The organism is Microvirga sp. 2YAF29, assembly GCF_052114605.1.
Lineage (GTDB): Bacteria > Pseudomonadota > Alphaproteobacteria > Rhizobiales > Beijerinckiaceae > Microvirga.
Genome location: NZ_JBFRFB010000006.1, coordinates 172,123 through 189,170, shown reverse-complemented (window position 1 = coordinate 189,170; position 17,048 = coordinate 172,123). Strand labels below are relative to the sequence as shown.

The following is a 17,048-nucleotide window of genomic DNA, read 5'->3' as shown; positions in this document are numbered from 1 at the left end:
ATACCAATATAAGGTCACTCATTCCTTCAGGAATCGGATACCGCAGCCGCGATCCTGGGTGCGAGCGCGCTGTCGAGAATGGAGGCCGGCGTCCCGGTAGCCACGACCCGGCCATCGGCGACGAAGGCCATTTGGTCCGCGATGTCCGCCACGTCCTCGGGCGTATGGATGGTCATGAGAACGGTGACGCCTCGCTCACGGCGCAGGCGATCCACCAGTTGGACCATGTCGCGGCGAAGAACAGGGTCGAGGCTGCTGAAGGGCTCGTCGAGCAGGATCAGCGGACGGCCAGACACCAGAGCCCGCGCCAATGCAACCCGCTGGCGTTGGCCGCCTGACATCTCGCCGGGCTTGCGTTCCTCGAAGCCCTTCAGGCCCACCGCCCCCAGCATGCCGCTGACCAGGTTGCGATCTTCGGCGCCCATGCTGAGTGAGGGACGCAGCCCTAGGGCCGCGTTCTGCAGGGCGGTGAGGTGGGGAAACAGGTTATGGTCCTGGAACACGATGGCCGCGGGTCGCTTCGCGGGCTCGAGCGGCAGGAGATTTCGTCCGTTGAGAGTGAGCGTTCCGCTTTCCGGCGTCTCGAAACCGGCGATCATGTGCAGCAGAGTAGTCTTGCCGCCGCCCGACGGGCCGATGACGGCGCACAGAGCGCCGGTTTCGACGCTCATGGTGTAGTCGGCCTCGAAGTCGGGCCATGTGAGACGGCAATTCTCAATCACCAGCATGGGACAAGCGACCTGAGGCGTGAGCAAGGAGAAGAGCGACGAGCACTATGACGAGCCCGATGGCGGAGGCTTCATCGAGCCGGTAAGCTCCGAGACGTTCATAGAGAAGATAGGGCAGGGTGACCAGATCGGTTCCGCCGAACAAAGCGATGATGCCGAAATCGCCGAATGACAGCGCCATGGCAAGCGCAAAGCCCGCACCGAGCGGGCGCTTGAGCACGGGCCAATCCATGATCGTGAGCTTAGAGAATCCCGTAATGCCAAGCGAAGCGGCGACGCGTCCGTAGCGTTCCTCCGTCGTCATGAGACGCGGCGCGATATAACGATAGGCGAAAGGCATGGCGGTCAGGCCATTGATGAGAGGCAGCAGGATGAAACCGATTGTAGACGGATCTCCAAACTGGCGTATCAGCAGGAACAGACCTGCCGTCAGCGCAAAGGGCGGTACCGCGAGCAGTGTGTCGGGCAGGAAGTCGTAGATTGCCGCAAGGCGCGGAGATCGCATGGCGAAGCGATGGCGTCGCGCGGCGGAGGCCAGCGCTAGGGCGAGCATGCAGGCGAGCGTGGCGGCGCAGATGGCAATCAGGAGACTTGTCGCGAAAGCCTGAAGAAGATCGCTGTCAGCCACTTCTGCAATGTTCCACAGGCCGCCGAGAATGCTCAGTGCCAGGGGGGCAATGAAGAGCGTGCCGACAATCAACACCACCGCATCGAGAACTTTCAGGCTCCGGTTGCGGGCATCGGGCCGAAGGATGATCGAGCGAATGGTATGAGCAGCGGGCGGCCGTTGAAAGGCCCAATGGAGAGCACCGGTAAGAGAGAGGCAGATCGCGAGCTGGATGAGTGCAAGCCATGCGGCGCGGCCGAAATCGAGATCGATCTTGAGGGCTTCGAAGATCGCTACTTCCAAGGTTGAACGGCTCGGACCGCCGCCCAGTGCGAGAACGATAGCAAAGCTCTTGAACGTCAGCAGGAAGATCAGTCCGGTGAGTCCTGGCAACTCCGCGCGAAGCGCAGGCCAGTCGAGGTGGCGGAGTATCTGTGCAGGTGAGAAGCCGAACGCGGATGCCAGTCGCCAATGCTCGGCAGGCACTTGGTTCAGGGAATCGAGCAGGATGCGCGCTACGAAGGGAGCATTGAGAAACACGTGCGCGATGAGAATGCCGGGATAGCCGAAGATGCTGAAATCTCCGCTCCAGCCGAGAGCCGACAGGAAACCGGCAACCCATCCGCTGCGGCCATAGACGGTGAACACCGCGAACACGGAGACGATAGTCGGCATCACCATCGTTGTGCCTAAGATCGCCAGCACGAAGTCGCGCCCGATGAAGCGCCGGCGTGACAGGGCAAGCGCGAGAACGATGCCCAGTGCAAGCGACAGAATAGTGGAGAGTGCGGCCTGGACTACCGAGAAGGTGATGACCCGCGTGAGATAAGGTCCGATGGAGAAAAGCGCGGGCCTTCCTCCATCGAATGTAGCAAGCGTGATGAAGCTGCCCGCAACCAGGGCCAGAATGGCGAAAGCGACGATGCTTCCCGGATGCGGCAGTGTACGTGTCATGTGTCTGTTTTAGCGCGCCGTGGCGTTGAGCCAGGCATCCGTGAAGGCGCGGCGGTTCTGCTGCACCTCTTCCGGCGTGAAGATCAGAGCTGTCTTGGGCTGCACCAGATCCTTGAACGAAGCGGGAAGGCCCGCAGCCGGAGTCTTCGCCGGCATCATCCAATTGCCTTCGGGCATGGCGGATTGGAAGGGCTCACTGAGCACGAAAGCCATGAACTTCTTGGCAAGCTCCGGCTGCTTGGTGGTGTTGGTCATGCCCGCGAGTTCCACATGCAGATAGTGGCCCTCCGCGAAGGCGGCGGCCTTGTAATTGTTCTTCTGCTCGGCGGCGATGTGATAGGCAGGTGACGTGGTGTAGGACATCACCATGTCGGCCTCGCCTTTCAGGAACAGGCCATAGGCTTCCGACCAGCCCTTGGTGAAGGTCACGATGCGCGGCTTCAGCTGGGTCCAAGCCTCGGGGGCCTTATCGCCATAGACTTTCTGCATCCACAGCAGCAGGCCGAGGCCGGGCGCGCTGGTGCGCGGATCCTGCAGCACGACCTTCGGGCCGTTGGGGTTCTCGACGAGTTCCTTCAGGCTTTTGGGCGGGTTCTTGAGCTTATTGGCGTCGTAGACGAAGGCATAATAGCCCCAGTCGAAGGGGATGAAGGTGTCGTCGCTCCAGGTGATCGGCACCGAGAGACCCTTCACGTCGGTGCCATGGGGCGCGAACATGTTCAGGGCCTTGGCTTCGGCGGCAAGGTTCATGTCGAGGCCGACGACCACATCGGCCTTCGTATTCGTGCCTTCGAGGCGCAGGCGCCCGACGAGGCTGCCTGCATCCTCGGCGGTCACCCAGTTGAGCTCGCAGCCGCAAGTGGCCTCGAAGCGCTCCTTGACCGTCTTGCCGGGGCCGTATTTCCCGGCGAACGAGCCATAGGTGTAGACCGTCAGGGCAGGCTTGCCCTGCGCATGCGCGACGCTGCTCGCGAGCGCGACGGAGGCAAGGGTGAGAAGGATTCGGCGTAACATCAAGGTTGCTCCCATGCATGATGTAAGCCGGGTTGGCGGCACAACTCGCACGGGGCGCAGTGTTGTCTGCGATGTCGCATGCTCATTCCCTCCGCCGGCATGACCCGGATCAGGTTCGACGGGTCGGCGGCCATGCCACCTCTCAGCCCCGTGTGAGGCTCCCCGTGAGACAGGTTGTTTCTAAAGCAGTTCAGGGCGGGGGACAAGCTGGCGGATTATCGGGGAATGGCTGCCCTTGCGGGAGGCATAGGATTCTGCTTGGAATAGAGAAACGCATCCTGGATAATATTACGTAATGGATAATGATATTTCCGCCGATGTTGCCGTAATAGGCCTGGGGGCGATGGGCTCCGCTGCCCTTTACCAGCTTGCGCGGCGGGGCGTGAAAGCATTGGGAATCGACCGTTTCCACCCGCCCCATGATCAGGGCTCGACCCACGGAGAGACCCGCATCACCCGCCAAGCCATCGGCGAAGGCGAGGTCTATGTTCCCATGGCCATGCGCGCCCATGAGATCTGGAAAGACCTTGAGGCCGAGACGGGGAAGCGGCTTCTGGTCCGGAGCGGCTGCCTGATCGTTGATGCCGTGAAGCCCGCGACTCGCGGCCATATCCACGTAGCTTTCCTCGACCGCACCCGGCAGGCCGCGGAAAAATACGGCATTGCCCATGAAATGCTGAGTGCGGACGACATTCGCCGCCGCTTTCCGCAATTCACGCCGCGTGAGGACGAGATCGGCTATTTCGAAGCTGGCGGCGGGTATCTCGATCCCGAGCGCTGTGTGGCCGCGCAGCTCAACCAGGCCCAGGCCCTTGGAGCCACCATGCGGCTCGGCACACGGGTACTGGCGATCGGGCCTGAAGGCTCGGGCGTGCGCATCGTGACGGATCGGGGAGACTTGCTTGCCGGGCAGGCGGTTGTCTCCGCGGGCCCATGGGCGGCGAAATTGCTCGGCGCGCCGTTCGACCGCCTTCTCGCCCCGGCCCGGCAGGTCATGCATTGGTTCGAGATCGAACCCGGCTGGGCGAGAAACTGGGAGGCGAGTCCCGTCTTCATCTGGCTCCATGGCTCGAAGCCGAACGACTTCTTCTATGGCTTCCCATGCTTGCGCGGCACGAATGCGGTCAAGACCGCAGGCGAGCAATATGAAGCTTTCACCACGCCGGACGATATCGAGCGCATCGTTACTCCCGATGAAGCGGTCGCCATGCGTGGCGTTCACCTGAACGGCAGGGTGCAGGGCCTTTCCGCGAAAGCGGTGAAGTCGGCAACATGTCTTTATACGATCACGCCGGATTCACATTTCCTGATCGATCATCATCCGGAGAGCGATCGCATCCTCGTCGTCTCGCCCTGCTCGGGGCACGGTTTCAAGCATTCGGCTGCGATCGGTGAAATGGTGTCGCAATGTGTGATTGCGGAAGAGGGCTCAATCGACATGTCTGCCTTCACCTTGGCCCGTTTCAATGCGCGGCAAGAGCGAAATGCTTCGGTAATGTCATGAAAACGGCATCGAGAACGAGCATGGATCAAAGGCTTTTGAATTCCCGCCGCGCTTCATCCCTTGCCCCGTCCGCTTGCTGCTCCAGCTTGAGTGAGGCGCACACGCGCAGGGAGGGCATGCCATTGCTTTCGCAGCTCGGATCAACGATCAAAAGCGAGCCTCGTCGCGACCTGCGATAATCACAGATGGCAGAGGGATGACGGGTTCAGGGAATGGTTGATCTGCCGCTCATGGATTGGCGGGCCTTGGCCTACCTACTCATTCTTTGCCTCGCCGTCACGGCCGCCTGGCTGGCCGGGCGCGTGTCAGTAAAGCGGCGATACAGGAGTTTCTATAAGGCCGTCGATCAATGGCGGCATGGGGATTTGCAGACAAGGGTCACTGTGCCCGATCCCGGGACGCCCATTGGTCACCTGAGCACCACCTTCAACGACATCATCAGCAAACTCAGCCAGCGCGAGGCGGAGCGTGAGACGGTTCTGAAAAGCCTTAGAGAGGGCGAAGAGCGCCTTCAGATCGCCCAGGACGTCGCGGGCCTTGGCATCTGGGACTGGGATCATTCGACCGGCGAGATCAGCTGGTCGCATCAGACGTTCACGCTCACGGGCATCACTGCGGCAGGAAACGAGCCCAACCCCTTCAAAGCCTGGCTCGACGTGCTCCATCCCGAGGATCGGGAGGAGATGGAGTGGAAGGTCAAGCAGCTTCCCCGCACGCTCGAGCCGCTCACGGCAGAGTATCGCATCATCAGGGACGACAGCTCCGTCCGCTGGCTCCAGATGCGCGGGCAGTCACTCGCGGGTACGTTGGGCAAGCCGCTCCGCACGGTTATCGTGACCCTCGACATTACTCCGAGCAAGGAGAACGAAGTCCGCGAGCGTTTTCTCCTGAGTCTCAGCGATCGGATCCGCGAGCTGGTGCGGCCCGATGACATTCTGTCGGCGGTGTCCGAAGCGCTCGGCAAGCACCTCGGCGTGACGCGCTTAGGCTATGGCGAGATCGACCATGCCACGATGATGCTCTCGACGCTCGTCGACTGGCATGCGGAGGGCATGCCCTGCATGGTCGGCCGTCACCCGCTCACGCCCTTCGGCGATTTCGTGTGCGACGAGATGAGAGCGGGCCGTACCCTGGTTATAGACGATGCACTCACCGATCCTCGTGTCAGCGAATCCTCGGACGTCTTCGTCGCGTTGCAGAACCCGGCCACCATCGTCGTATCCCTCGTCAAGGAAGGCGAGTTGCGCGCCGCTCTCTATGTTCACAACACGACGAAGCGTCGATGGACGGCAAGCGAGATCGATCTCTGCCAGGATGTAGCCGAGCGGACATGGGCGGCCGTCGAGCGCGCGCGCGCCGACGCGCGCCAGCGGCTGCTGATCAACGAGCTCAACCATCGGGTCAAGAACACCCTGGCAACCGTACAATCCATTGCGGCCCACAGCTTCAAGCTCGGCGACCCGCAGGCCGGGCGCGCGGCATTCGAGGCGCGCCTCTTCGCCTTGTCGAAGACGCACGATGTTCTGACGCGCGAGAACTGGGAAGGCGCGAATATACAGGACATCCTGGACGAGGCGCTGGCGCCTTATCGGCGCGACCACGTAGCGCGTTACAAGAGCGAGGGAGTGCCGCTTCAACTGCCTCCACGGGTCGCCCTGCCGCTCGCCATGGCCTTCCATGAGCTTGCGACGAATGCTGCCAAATATGGCGCTTTCTCGCTCGATGCCGGCGAGGTTCGTGTCAGTTGGAACCTCGTGCCTACGCCGGCTGGGCCTCATTTCGTGCTCAAATGGAGTGAGAGCGACGGGCCCTTGACGCAGAAGCCGAGTCATAAAGGTTTCGGTTCGCGTCTGATCGAGCGTGGCTTGACGCGCGAACTCGGTGGAGAGGTGACCCTCGACTATCTGCCGCCCGGGCTCGTCTGCACCTTGAGCTTCCCGCTGCCGGAAGCGGAGACGGTCGACTACCTGCGCGCGAACGCGAAGCTGGCATAAACAGGTTTCATGTGTCGACATTGAAAAACCCGCTCTTCACAGTGAGAGCGGGCTTTTCTGATCGTCGATCAGCGGCGGCTTTTCTTACCGCTACCCGGGGCATCCGAGAGACCGGCACGGCGCAGCGCATCGGCGAGAGCGCCGGACGCCGCAGGTGCTGCCGCAGGCTTGCTGCTCATCTGCTGACGCGACTTCTGCGAGACATTGCGGTTGTCGCCGGAGCGCGGCTCTGCGGAATCGCTCATGCGCATGGTAAGCGCAATGCGTTTGCGGGGAATGTCTACTTCCAGCACCTTCACCTTCACGATATCGCCGGGCTTCACCACGTCGCGCGGATCCTTCACGAAGGTGTTCGAGAGCGCGGAGATGTGCACGAGGCCGTCCTGGTGGACACCGACATCGACGAAGGCGCCGAAGGCAGCGACATTAGTCACCACGCCTTCCAGCATCATGCCCGGCTTCAGGTCGCTGATCTTTTCCACGCCGTCCATGAAGGTGGCGGTCTTGAATTCAGGACGCGGATCGCGGCCGGGCTTTTCCAGCTCGCTCAGGATGTCCTTGACGGTCGGCACGCCGAATTTCTCGTCCGTGAAGCTTTGGGGATTGAGCTTCTTCAGCACCGCGCCATTGCCGATCACGACCTTGATGTCGCTCTTGGTCGCTTCGAGAATGCGGCGCACGACCGGGTAGGCTTCCGGGTGCACGCCGGAGGCATCGAGCGGATCGTCGCCGTTCGGGATTCGCAGGAAGCCCGCCGCCTGCTCGAAGGTCTTGGGGCCAAGGCCCGAGACATCGCTCAAGGCTTTGCGGGTCCTGAACGGCCCCTTGGCATTGCGATGCTCGACGATGTTCTTCGCTACCCATTCACCCAGGCCGGACACGCGTGACAAAAGCGGCGCGGAGGCCGTGTTGAGATCGACGCCGACCGCGTTCACGCAATCCTCCACTACCGCATCGAGGGAGCGCGAGAGCTTGTGCTCGGCAAGATCGTGCTGGTACTGGCCGACGCCGATGGATTTCGGATCGATCTTCACGAGTTCCGCCAGCGGGTCCTGCAAGCGCCGCGCAATCGAAACCGCACCGCGGATGGAGACGTCGAGATCCGGCAATTCCTGGCTCGCGAAAGCGGAGGCCGAATAGACCGATGCGCCTGCTTCCGACACCATGATCTTGGTGAGCTTCAGATCCGGATGCTTGGTCACCAATTCTCCTGCGAGCTTGTCGGTCTCGCGTGAGGCGGTGCCGTTGCCGATGGCGATGAGCTCGACTTTGTGCACGCGGCAGAGCCGTGCGAGCGTTGCAATCGATTCATCCCATTGCCGCTTCGGCTCATGCGGGTAGATCGTGTCGGTCCCCACCACCTTGCCGGTGGCATCCACCACGGCGACCTTTACGCCGGTGCGAAAGCCGGGATCGAGGCCGAGCGTTGGGCGCGTGCCTGCGGGCGCCGCGAGCAGAAGATCGCGCAGGTTGCCGGCAAAGACCTTCACCCCCTCGTCCTCGGCAAGCTGCCACAGCTTCATCTTCATATCGAGCTCGATGGAGAAGCGCAGCTTCGTGCGCCACGCCCAGCGCACCGTGTCGAGCAGCCATTTGTCACCCGGGCGGCCCTTGTCGGTGATGCCGAAGGCGAGGGCGGTGCGGCCTTCGTAGCGGCTCACATAGCCGGGCTCGGCGGCATCCTTGTCCTCTTCCATGCGAAGGTCGAGGATCTCTTCCTTCTCGCCGCGAAACAGCGCGAGGATACGATGCGAGGGCAGCTTCGGCAGCGGCTCGGCGAAGTCGAAATAATCGGCGAATTTCGCGCCATCGGTCTTCTTGCCGTCACGCACCTTCGAGGTGATGCTGCCGCGCTCCCAGTAGATGTCGCGCAAGGCGCCCAGCAGCTCAGCGTTCTCCGCGAACCGCTCCACGAGAATGGAGCGTGCGCCTTCGAGCGCTGCTTCCGGCGTCGCCACTTCCTTCTCGGCATTCACGAAAGCGACGGCTTCCGCCTTCGGATCGCGCTGAGGCTCGGTGAGTATGAGGTCAGCGAGAGGCTCAAGGCCGGCTTCCTTGGCGATCTGCGCCTTGGTGCGCCGCTTGGGCTTATAGGGCAGATAGAGGTCCTCTAGCCGCGCTTTAGTATCGGCGTTGTTGATCTGGAGCGCCAGTTCGTCGGTGAGCTTTCCCTGCTCGCGAATGCTGTCGAGAATGGATTTCCGGCGGTCCTCCATCTCGCGCAGGTAGCGCAGGCGCTCGTCCAGGGTGCGCAGCTGCGTATCGTCCAGGGTGCCGGTGACTTCCTTGCGGTAGCGCGCGATGAACGGCACGGTCGAGCCGCCGTCGAGCAGGTCGACGGCCGCCTTGACCTGCCATTCCTGGACATTCAGTTCGCTTGCGATGCGCTGGCCAATGGAAAGCATGGAAGTCTCCGAGTAAAGCTAAGGCGCGGCTTCTACGGTGCCGGGCGGCCCTGGGTCAACGGCCTGTCCCCAGCTTCGGGGTCGCAGTGCAGGTTGACCTAGAGGGAGGCGGCTTGCCGGTTTTCTGAGAAAACGCTTGGCGTGTCGCGACTTGGCGTATAGACCGTCCGGCCCTTCGCCCCCAGATTCTCAAGGCCCGCCATGTCCGCCCCCAACGATCTGTCCATCGGCATCGATTTCGGCACCAGCAACACTGTGGTGGCGATTGCCGATTCGCGCGGGAACGTGGAGGCGCTGACCTTTGAACACGGGGAGAACGCCCTCAAGGTCTATGTGACGGCCCTGTGCTTCTGGGATGAGCGCCACGGCAACGGCTTGCGCACCGAAGTGGAGGGTGGGCCCTGGGCCATCGAGCAGTTCCTGGAGGGGCTGCACGCCCACCGCTTCATTCAATCCTTCAAGACTTTCGCGGGCAGCGCGACATTCCAGGAGACCCGCATCTTCCGGGAGCGCTACCGCTTCGAGGATCTGCTGAGCACCTTCCTGCGCACCCTTGCGCGCCATGGCGGAACGCGGCTCGATTGGGGTGTGCGCAATGTCGTGATCGGCCGCCCGGTGCAGTTCGCGGGCTTCAAGCCCGATGACGACCTGGCGATGCAGCGCTACCGCGCGGCGTTTGGTAAGCTCGGGGCCGATCACGCGCGTTATGTCTATGAGCCCGTCGGCGCGGCCTTTTTCTATGCGCGCCAGCTCGAACACGATTCCACGGTTCTCGTCGCGGATTTCGGCGGCGGCACGAGCGACTTCTCCGTCATGCGCTTTTCGCGCAGAAGCGGCGTGCTGCGGGCTGAGCCCTTGGGTCATTCCGGTATCGGCATCGCGGGCGATGCCTTCGATTACCGCATCGTCGACCGTGTGGTCTCGCCGCGTCTAGGCAAGGGCGGCTCCTATCGCTCCATGGGCAAGATCCTCGCGATTCCCAACCACTACTACGCCAATTTTGCGCGCTGGAATCAGCTGGCGATGATGAAGGGCAGCGGGGATCTGAAGGAGCTGCGCGAGCTGGCTCGCGTGGCGCTGGAGCCTGAGCCGCTGGAGAAATTCATCGACATCATCGAGTACGATCTCGGCTTCGCGCTCTACCGCGCCGTTTCCGCCACGAAGGTGGCGCTATCGAGCCAGGATGAGACAGACTTCCATTTCCATGGCGAGGGCGTCGATATCAAGGCGCGCATCGCACGTGCGGATTTCGAGAGTTGGATCGCGGAGGACGTGAACCGGATCGCGCAGACCGTCGATGAGGCGCTGGCCAATGCCGGCGTGAAGCCGGGCGGCATCGACAAGGTCTTCCTCACCGGCGGCACCTCCTTCGTGCCTGCCATCCGCAATCTCTTCGTAGAGCGCTTCGGGGAAGAGCGTCTGGCCTCGGGTGACCAGTTCGAATCGATCGCCTATGGATTGGCGCTGATCGGCCAGACCGAAGACCCGGGGCGCTGGGCTATTCACACAAGCTAGGCCTTTGGCGCATTAAATTACGCTTGCAGATGGGGAAATATGCGCTTTACTTCGCAGGTGCAGCATGAACGCCTGAAGCGGAGCCCAAAACGTGTCCCTGATCAATCCCGATGTGACGCCTGAAAAGGATTTTCCGCTTCGCGATGATATCCGATTGCTCGGGCGGCTCCTCGGCGACACGATCCGCGAGCAGGAGGGCGATGCGGTCTTCGAGGTTGTCGAGCGCATCCGCCAGACCTCGATCCGCTTCCACCGCGATGAGGACGAGGATGCCCGTCGGGATCTTGAGACGATCCTGAACTCCCTGTCTCGTGGCGGCACCAACCAGATTATCCGAGCCTATACGTATTTCTCGCATCTCGCCAACATCGCGGAGGATCAGCATCACGTCCGCCGCTCCCGCGCCCATGCCATGGCAGGCGCGCATGCGATGGCGGCGCCCGCTCCACGCGAAGGCACTGTCGCCAGGGCGCTCAAACTGGCGCAGGAGGCCGGGATCAGCCAAACGGCCCTTCAGGCCTTTTTCGCATCGGCGCTCGTCTGTCCGGTGCTGACCGCGCATCCGACCGAAGTGCGCCGCAAGAGCACCATCGACCGCGAGATGGAGATCTCACAAATCCTGGCGCAGCGAGACCGGAATGAATTGACGCCTGAAGAGACAGGCGCGAGCGAGGAGTCCTTACGCCGCGCGATCCTGACCCTCTGGCAGACGAGCATCCTGCGCCGCAACCGGCTGAAGGTGATCGACGAGGTCGTGAACGGCCTGTCCTATTACGACTATACCTTCTTCAAGGAGTTGCCGCGCGTCTATGCCTCCATCGAGGATCAGCTCTGCGCCATGGACCCGAAATGGGAGAACGTGGAACTGCCGTCCTTCCTGCGCATGGGAAGCTGGATTGGCGGAGACCGCGACGGCAATCCTTTCGTGACTGCGGATGCCCTGCGGCAGGCTTTGCTGCTGCAAAGCCGGCACGCGCTCGGCTCCTATCTGGAGGAGCTGCATTGCCTCGGCGCGGAACTGTCGCTCGATGGGCGCTACGTGAATGTCTCCGAGCAGGTGACGGAGCTGGCGAAGATCTCGCCTGATCCGTCGCCGCACCGGCAGGACGAGCCTTATCGCCGCGCAATCACCGGAATGTATGCGCGCCTGGCAGCCACCGCGCAGGCTTTGGGTCACAGCGACGTGGCGCGCCACGCGGTGGGCGAAGCGCCGGCTTATGCCAGTGTAGAGGAGTTCGAGGGCGATCTCGCGATTCTGCATCGCTCGCTGGTCTCCAATGGATCGGGATCGCTCGCACGAGGCCGCCTGCGCCGCTTGCGCCGCGCGGTCGACGTCTTCGGCTTCCATCTCGCCAGCATCGACCTGCGCCAGAATTCCGATGTGCATCAGCGGGTCGTCGCGGAGCTGTTCGAGAAGGCAGTTCCCGGGACGGCTTATGAGACGCTGGAGGAGAAAAAGCGGGTCGCTCTCCTGCTGGAAGAGCTGCGGACACCGAGGCTTCTCACCTCGCCCTACCTCGAATACTCAGCCGAGACCACATCCGAGCTCGCCATCGCTCACGAGGCCGCCAAGGCGCACCGCCTGTATGGACGTGCCAGCGTGCCCAATTATGTGATCTCGAAAGCGAGCGATCCATCCGACATTCTCGAAGTCGCGTTGCTGCTGAAGGAAGCAGGCCTGCTGCGCTCGCGCGAAGGCGAGATGGCGGTCAACATCATTCCGCTGTTCGAGACCATTGCGGATCTGCGCAATTGCAGCGGCGTGATGGACAACCTCTTCTCGCTGCCCGATTACATGCGCCTGCTGCGCAGCCGCGATCAGGCGCAGGAGGTGATGCTCGGCTATTCGGACAGCAACAAGGACGGCGGCTTCCTCACCTCCGGGTGGGAGCTTTACAAGGCCGAGATCGATCTCATCGACGTGTTCAAGCGCCACGGCGTTGGTCTCCGTCTTTTCCATGGTCGCGGCGGCTCCGTCGGCCGTGGCGGCGGGCCGAGCTATCAGGCCATTCTCGCACAGCCCGGCGGTGCGGTGCAGGGCGCGATCCGTATCACGGAGCAGGGCGAAGTCATCGCCGGAAAATATTCGAACCCGGATCTCGGCCGGCGCAATCTCGAAATTCTCGCGGCGGCGACGCTGGAAGCGTCTCTTCTTCATTCAGGGCAACCCGCGCCGCGCGCCGAGTATCTGCAAGCCATGGAGGAACTGTCGGACAGCGCCTACAAGGCCTATCGCGCGCTCGTCTATGAGACCGAGGGCTTCGAGCGCTATTTCTGGGAATCCACCGTCATCGGCGAGATCGCCAACCTCAATATAGGCAGCCGCCCCGCATCGCGCACGAATTCGCGCAAGATCGAGGATCTGCGTGCGATTCCGTGGGTGTTCGGCTGGGCGCAATGCCGCCTCATGCTGCCGGGCTGGTATGGCTTCGGTTCCGCGATCGACGAATTTCTCGAGAAGCACGCGGATACAGGCCTGAAGCTTCTTCAGGAAATGTATCGCGAGTGGCCTTTCTTCGAGGCCCTGCTGTCGAACATGGACATGGTGCTCGCCAAGAGCAACATCGCCATTGCATCGCGCTATTCCAAGCTCGTCGAGGATGAGGCCCTGCGTGAGGCGATCTTCCCGCGTCTTCGCCGTGAATGGGAGGATTCGATCGGGACGCTGCTTGCCATCACCGGACAGCAAGCGCTTCTCGACAAGAACCCGCTTCTGGCGCGCTCCATCCGCAACCGCTTCCCTTATCTCGATCCGCTGAACCATCTGCAGATCGAGCTCTTGAAGCGTCACCGTTCGGGCGATGCGGACGAACAGGTCGTGCAGGGCATCCACCTTTCCATCAACGGCATCGCTGCGGGTCTTCGCAACAGCGGCTGACGAGCGCAGGCAGGAATCCTCTTTCCAGCGATGGGTTGAAACGATGCAGCAATGGTTCAGTCCCTCGCGGGGCGGCCAAGCTTCGTCAGTCGAACGATGGAGAGAAACTATGTCACGTGGCGACAAGTCCAATTACACGGACAAGCAGAAGCGTAAGGCCGAGCATATCGAGGAAGGTTACGAGAACCGCGGCGTCTCCGAGAAGGAGGCTGAGCGTCGTGCCTGGGCTACCGTGAACAAGCAGGACGGTGGCGGCAAGAAGGGTGGGTGGCACTGACTGTCCCCTCATCGCGATCAAGCTTTGCAACTGCCCGGCCTCGTCCGGGCAGTTTGCTGTTGGGGCCCGCCGTACGGATCATCCAAAAGCCAAGGTTGAGCCCTCGGGCCAATGCGGATAGGGATGGGTGACTCATTCGAAAACGGGGAGCCTTGAGGCATGGAAACGGGATTGAAGGGCAGGCGCGCACTGGTGCTGGGCGCAAGCAAGGGACTGGGCTTCGGCATCGCCCAGGGCTTGGCGGAAGAGGGCGCGCGGGTGGCGATTGCGAGCCGCACCATGGAGGGCTCGAAAGCCGCCGCCGACAAGATCGGGCGGGACGTGCTGCCCTTCATCTGCGACACGGGCAAGGTGGAGCAGGTCGATGCTCTCGCCAAAGATGTCACGGCCGCGCTTGGCGGCGTGGATATTCTCGTGCTCAACAGCGGCGGCCCGCCGCCCGGTAAGGCTCAGGGCGTCTCCTCCGATCAATGGCGCCAGTCTTTCGATGCGATGTTCGTCAACCTCGTGCGCATCACGGATCTACTGCTGCCCGGCATGATTGAGCGCAAGTTCGGCCGCATCATCTCGGTAATCTCCTCCGGCGTGATCCAGCCGATTCCGAACCTTGCGATCTCCAATGCGATCCGCCCAGCCCTTGTGGGTTGGGCCAAAACGCTGTCGAGCGAAGTTGCGCCTTCCGGCGTGACGGTGAATGCCATTGCGCCCGGCCGCATCGCCACGGATCGCCTCAAGCAACTCGATACGGTCAATGCCGAGCGCACCGGCCGCTCCGTCGAGGATGTGGCCACGGCCGCCCGTGCGGGCATTCCGGCGGGCCGCTACGGCGAGATCGAGGAGTTCGCGGCGGCAGCCGTGTTCCTGGCCAGCGAGAAGGCCTCGTTCATGACGGGCTCGATCCTGCGCGTGGATGGCGGACAGATCTCGTCCGTGACTTGAACCTGATTGCGGGGCGAGGAGGGTTTTCCTCGCTCCGCCATTTCAAGTGATGATACCGAACGTGTAAAGCAGGATACCGGCAGCCGATGTTGCCGCCAGCGTCGGCAGCATTCCGACATGGAAGCGGAACATGGCGATCATTGCGGCGAGCGACAGCAGAAGCGCCCATGGATGCACGCTGCTCCACACAGGCATGTCGAGGGTGAGAGGGCCCCATTCGACACTGCGAACCTCGCGGAAGATCGTGTGGATGCCGAACCAGATGGCCAGGTTGAGGATGACGCCCACCACTGCGGCCGTGATTGCCGACAGAGCGCCGCTCAGGGCCCGGTTGCCGCGCAGGATCTCGATGTAAGGCGCGCCGAGAAAGATCCATAAGAAGCAGGGTGCGAATGTCACCCATGTGGCGAGAAGGCCTCCGAGCGTTCCCGCCATGAGAGGGCTCAGCGCTCCAGGGTCGCGATAGGCGGCCATGAAGCCGACGAACTGCAGCACCATGATCAAGGGCCCCGGCGTCGTCTCGGCCATGCCAAGCCCATCCAGCATCTCGCCGGGCCGCAGCCAGCCATAGGTTTCGACAGCCTGCTGCGCCACATAGGCCAGCACGGCATAAGCGCCGCCGAACGTGACCATGGCCATTTTCGAGAAGAAGACGGCGATCTGGCTGAAGACGTCGCTCCTGCCGAGGATCATGAGCAAGGCCGCCACGGGCACGAGCCAGAGTGTCAGCCATAGAGCGGATACCCGCAGGCTTCGGGAAAGGCTCGGCCTTGCATGGGCGGGCAGCTCCTCTCCGAGCAGATCATCCATCTCTTCCTTGTCTTTCGGAGAGGCGATCATGAACGGGCTTGCACCTGCCCGCGCACTAACGAAACCGACGATGCCTGCCGTCAGGATGATGAGAGGGAAGGGGGCTCCGAGAAAGAAGATTGCGACGAAGGCCGCGCCTGCAATCGCGATCATGGCTCGGCTTTTGAGCGCCCGCTTGCCGATACGGACAACCGCCTCGAAAACGATGGCGAGAACGGCTGCTTTCAAGCCGAAAAACAGGGCTGCGACGAGGCCGACATTGCCGAAGAGCGCATAGATCCAGCTCAAGGCCATGATGGCGATGATGCCCGGAAGGATGAAAAGCAACCCTGCCATCAGGCCGCCGAGCGTCCGATGCATGAGCCAGCCCATATAGGTGGCGAGCTGCTGCGCCTCCGGGCCTGGCAGGAGCATGCAATAATTGAGCGCATGCAAAAACCGCGCTTCCGAAATCCAGCGCTTCTCCTCGACGAGGATCCGGTGCATCACCGCGATCTGCCCGGCCGGTCCTCCAAAGCTCAATGCGGCTACGCGAAGCCAGGTGCGGAAGGCTTCGGAAAGTGAAACCCCATGGGCCCCCGAAGGTTTCTCCCCGTCGCTCACGGCGCCGTCTTCGCTTCGGCATGGTCGATATCGGAGGGAACGAGAAGGCCATTCTCGACCAGCTTCGTCCAGACGTCCTCTGCACTCTCCGCGAAATGAACGAGGCTACGATCTGCCTCGCTGACCATGCCGTGCTCGAGCAGGGCATCGAACTTGATCACAGATTGCCAATAGGCCTTGTCGAACAGCACGATGGGCAGCGATGGCACTTTCCCGGTCTGACGAAGTGTCAGGAGCTCGAACAATTCGTCGAGGGTCCCGAACCCACCAGGAAAGACCACGAGGGCATTGGCGCGCATGGCGAGGTGCATTTTGCGCATGGCGAAGTAGTGAAAGCGGAAGGTCAGTTCGGGTGTCGAATACGGATTCGGCTCCTGCTCGTGCGGCAGGGTGATGTTGAAGCCGATGGAGGGCGCGCCGACGTCGAAAGCACCTCTGTTGGCGGCTTCCATGATGCCGGGGCCGCCGCCTGTTGCGATCACGTTGTCCCGCAGGCCGCTATCCACTTTCAGCGCGCCGCCTCTTTGGGAGGCAATGGCGCCGAAGGCGCGGGCCTGTTCATACCAGTATGGGTGCCTGCCAGGTCCGCTCTCGCGGATGCGCGCGCTGCCGAATACGACGATGGTCGAGCGGACACCCCAGATGCGCAGGCTTTCTTCCGCCTTGGCATATTCCAGCTGGAAACGGACGCCACGCATGGTGTCGCCCAGCAGGAAGTCCTGATCCAGGGCGGCGAGGCGATAGGAGGCCGAAGCCGTGATCGCCGCGTTCGAAGGCTTGCCGTTATCCATCGGGAGAGGCTCCTGTGATCCTCTCCCGC

The 17,048-nt window shown here is 62.3% G+C and carries 12 protein-coding genes and 1 riboswitch; of the genes, 6 read left to right on the top strand and 6 right to left on the bottom strand.

The genetic code is table 11. From position 1 onward, the window contains the following. Window positions 1–26: 26 nt before the first annotated feature. The 3 genes from AB4Y85_RS10455 to thiB are packed head-to-tail and all read right to left on the bottom strand — an operon-like array spanning window position 27 to window position 3,303. Entirely contained in the window at window positions 27–728 is a 702-nt protein-coding gene (locus tag AB4Y85_RS10455) for a thiamine ABC transporter ATP-binding protein (RefSeq protein ID WP_441984827.1), read from the bottom strand. Continuing rightward, on the bottom strand, window positions 715–2,289 hold the full coding sequence (locus tag AB4Y85_RS10450; RefSeq protein WP_441984826.1) for an ABC transporter permease subunit: 1,575 nt from the start codon (window positions 2,287–2,289) through the stop codon (window positions 715–717). Before AB4Y85_RS10450 ends, AB4Y85_RS10455 begins: the two co-directional genes overlap by 14 nt. Window positions 2,290–2,298: 9 nt before the next feature. After that, a complete protein-coding gene (gene thiB / locus AB4Y85_RS10445) occupies window positions 2,299–3,303 on the bottom strand; it encodes a thiamine ABC transporter substrate binding subunit (protein ID WP_441984825.1) in 1,005 nt (334 codons plus the stop codon). A gap of 68 nt (window positions 3,304–3,371) precedes the next feature. Then, a riboswitch (TPP riboswitch) is annotated at window positions 3,372–3,478 on the bottom strand. 120 nt (window positions 3,479–3,598) lie between these two features. Here thiB and solA point away from each other — a divergent pair. Both solA and AB4Y85_RS10435 read left to right on the top strand, forming a co-directional pair. Continuing rightward, window positions 3,599–4,807, top strand: a complete 1,209-nt coding sequence (gene solA / locus AB4Y85_RS10440; RefSeq protein WP_441984824.1) for an N-methyl-L-tryptophan oxidase — start codon at window positions 3,599–3,601, stop codon at window positions 4,805–4,807. 212 nt (window positions 4,808–5,019) lie between these two features. Continuing rightward, complete coding sequence (locus AB4Y85_RS10435; RefSeq protein WP_441984823.1) at window positions 5,020–6,801, top strand: HWE histidine kinase domain-containing protein; 1,782 nt, start codon at window positions 5,020–5,022, stop codon at window positions 6,799–6,801. 68 nt (window positions 6,802–6,869) lie between these two features. On the opposite strand, the gene AB4Y85_RS10430 is transcribed toward AB4Y85_RS10435, so the two are convergent. Further along, window positions 6,870–9,206 carry a Tex family protein gene (locus AB4Y85_RS10430; protein WP_441984822.1) on the bottom strand — a complete coding sequence of 779 codons (2,337 nt, stop codon included), beginning with the start codon at window positions 9,204–9,206 and terminating at the stop codon, window positions 6,870–6,872. Window positions 9,207–9,407: 201 nt separating this feature from the next. On the opposite strand from AB4Y85_RS10430, the gene AB4Y85_RS10425 reads away from it, so the two are divergent. The 4 genes from AB4Y85_RS10425 (at window position 9,408) to AB4Y85_RS10410 (ending at window position 14,815) form a co-directional block, all read left to right on the top strand. Next, window positions 9,408–10,721 (top strand): Hsp70 family protein, encoded by a 1,314-nt coding sequence (locus AB4Y85_RS10425; protein WP_441984821.1) that lies wholly within the window; start codon window positions 9,408–9,410, stop codon window positions 10,719–10,721. Between the two features lie 91 nt (window positions 10,722–10,812). Beyond that, window positions 10,813–13,599: a phosphoenolpyruvate carboxylase gene (gene ppc / locus AB4Y85_RS10420; protein WP_441984820.1), complete on the top strand. Its 2,787-nt coding sequence runs from the start codon at window positions 10,813–10,815 to the stop codon at window positions 13,597–13,599. Between the two features lie 109 nt (window positions 13,600–13,708). After that, window positions 13,709–13,876, top strand: a complete 168-nt coding sequence (locus AB4Y85_RS10415) for a hypothetical protein (RefSeq protein WP_441984928.1) — start codon at window positions 13,709–13,711, stop codon at window positions 13,874–13,876. Window positions 13,877–14,035: 159 nt separating this feature from the next. Beyond that, window positions 14,036–14,815 (top strand): SDR family oxidoreductase, encoded by a 780-nt coding sequence (locus AB4Y85_RS10410; RefSeq protein WP_441984819.1) that lies wholly within the window; start codon window positions 14,036–14,038, stop codon window positions 14,813–14,815. A 42-nt stretch (window positions 14,816–14,857) separates the two neighbouring features. On the opposite strand, the gene chrA is transcribed toward AB4Y85_RS10410, so the two are convergent. Further along, the gene (gene chrA, locus AB4Y85_RS10405) at window positions 14,858–16,228 is read right to left on the bottom strand and encodes a chromate efflux transporter (protein ID WP_441984818.1); all 1,371 of its coding nucleotides are present in this window, start codon (window positions 16,226–16,228) and stop codon (window positions 14,858–14,860) included. Further along, window positions 16,225–17,019 carry an LOG family protein gene (locus AB4Y85_RS10400; RefSeq protein WP_441984817.1) on the bottom strand — a complete coding sequence of 265 codons (795 nt, stop codon included), beginning with the start codon at window positions 17,017–17,019 and terminating at the stop codon, window positions 16,225–16,227. Before AB4Y85_RS10400 ends, chrA begins: the two co-directional genes overlap by 4 nt. Between the last annotated feature and the right edge of the window lie 29 nt (window positions 17,020–17,048).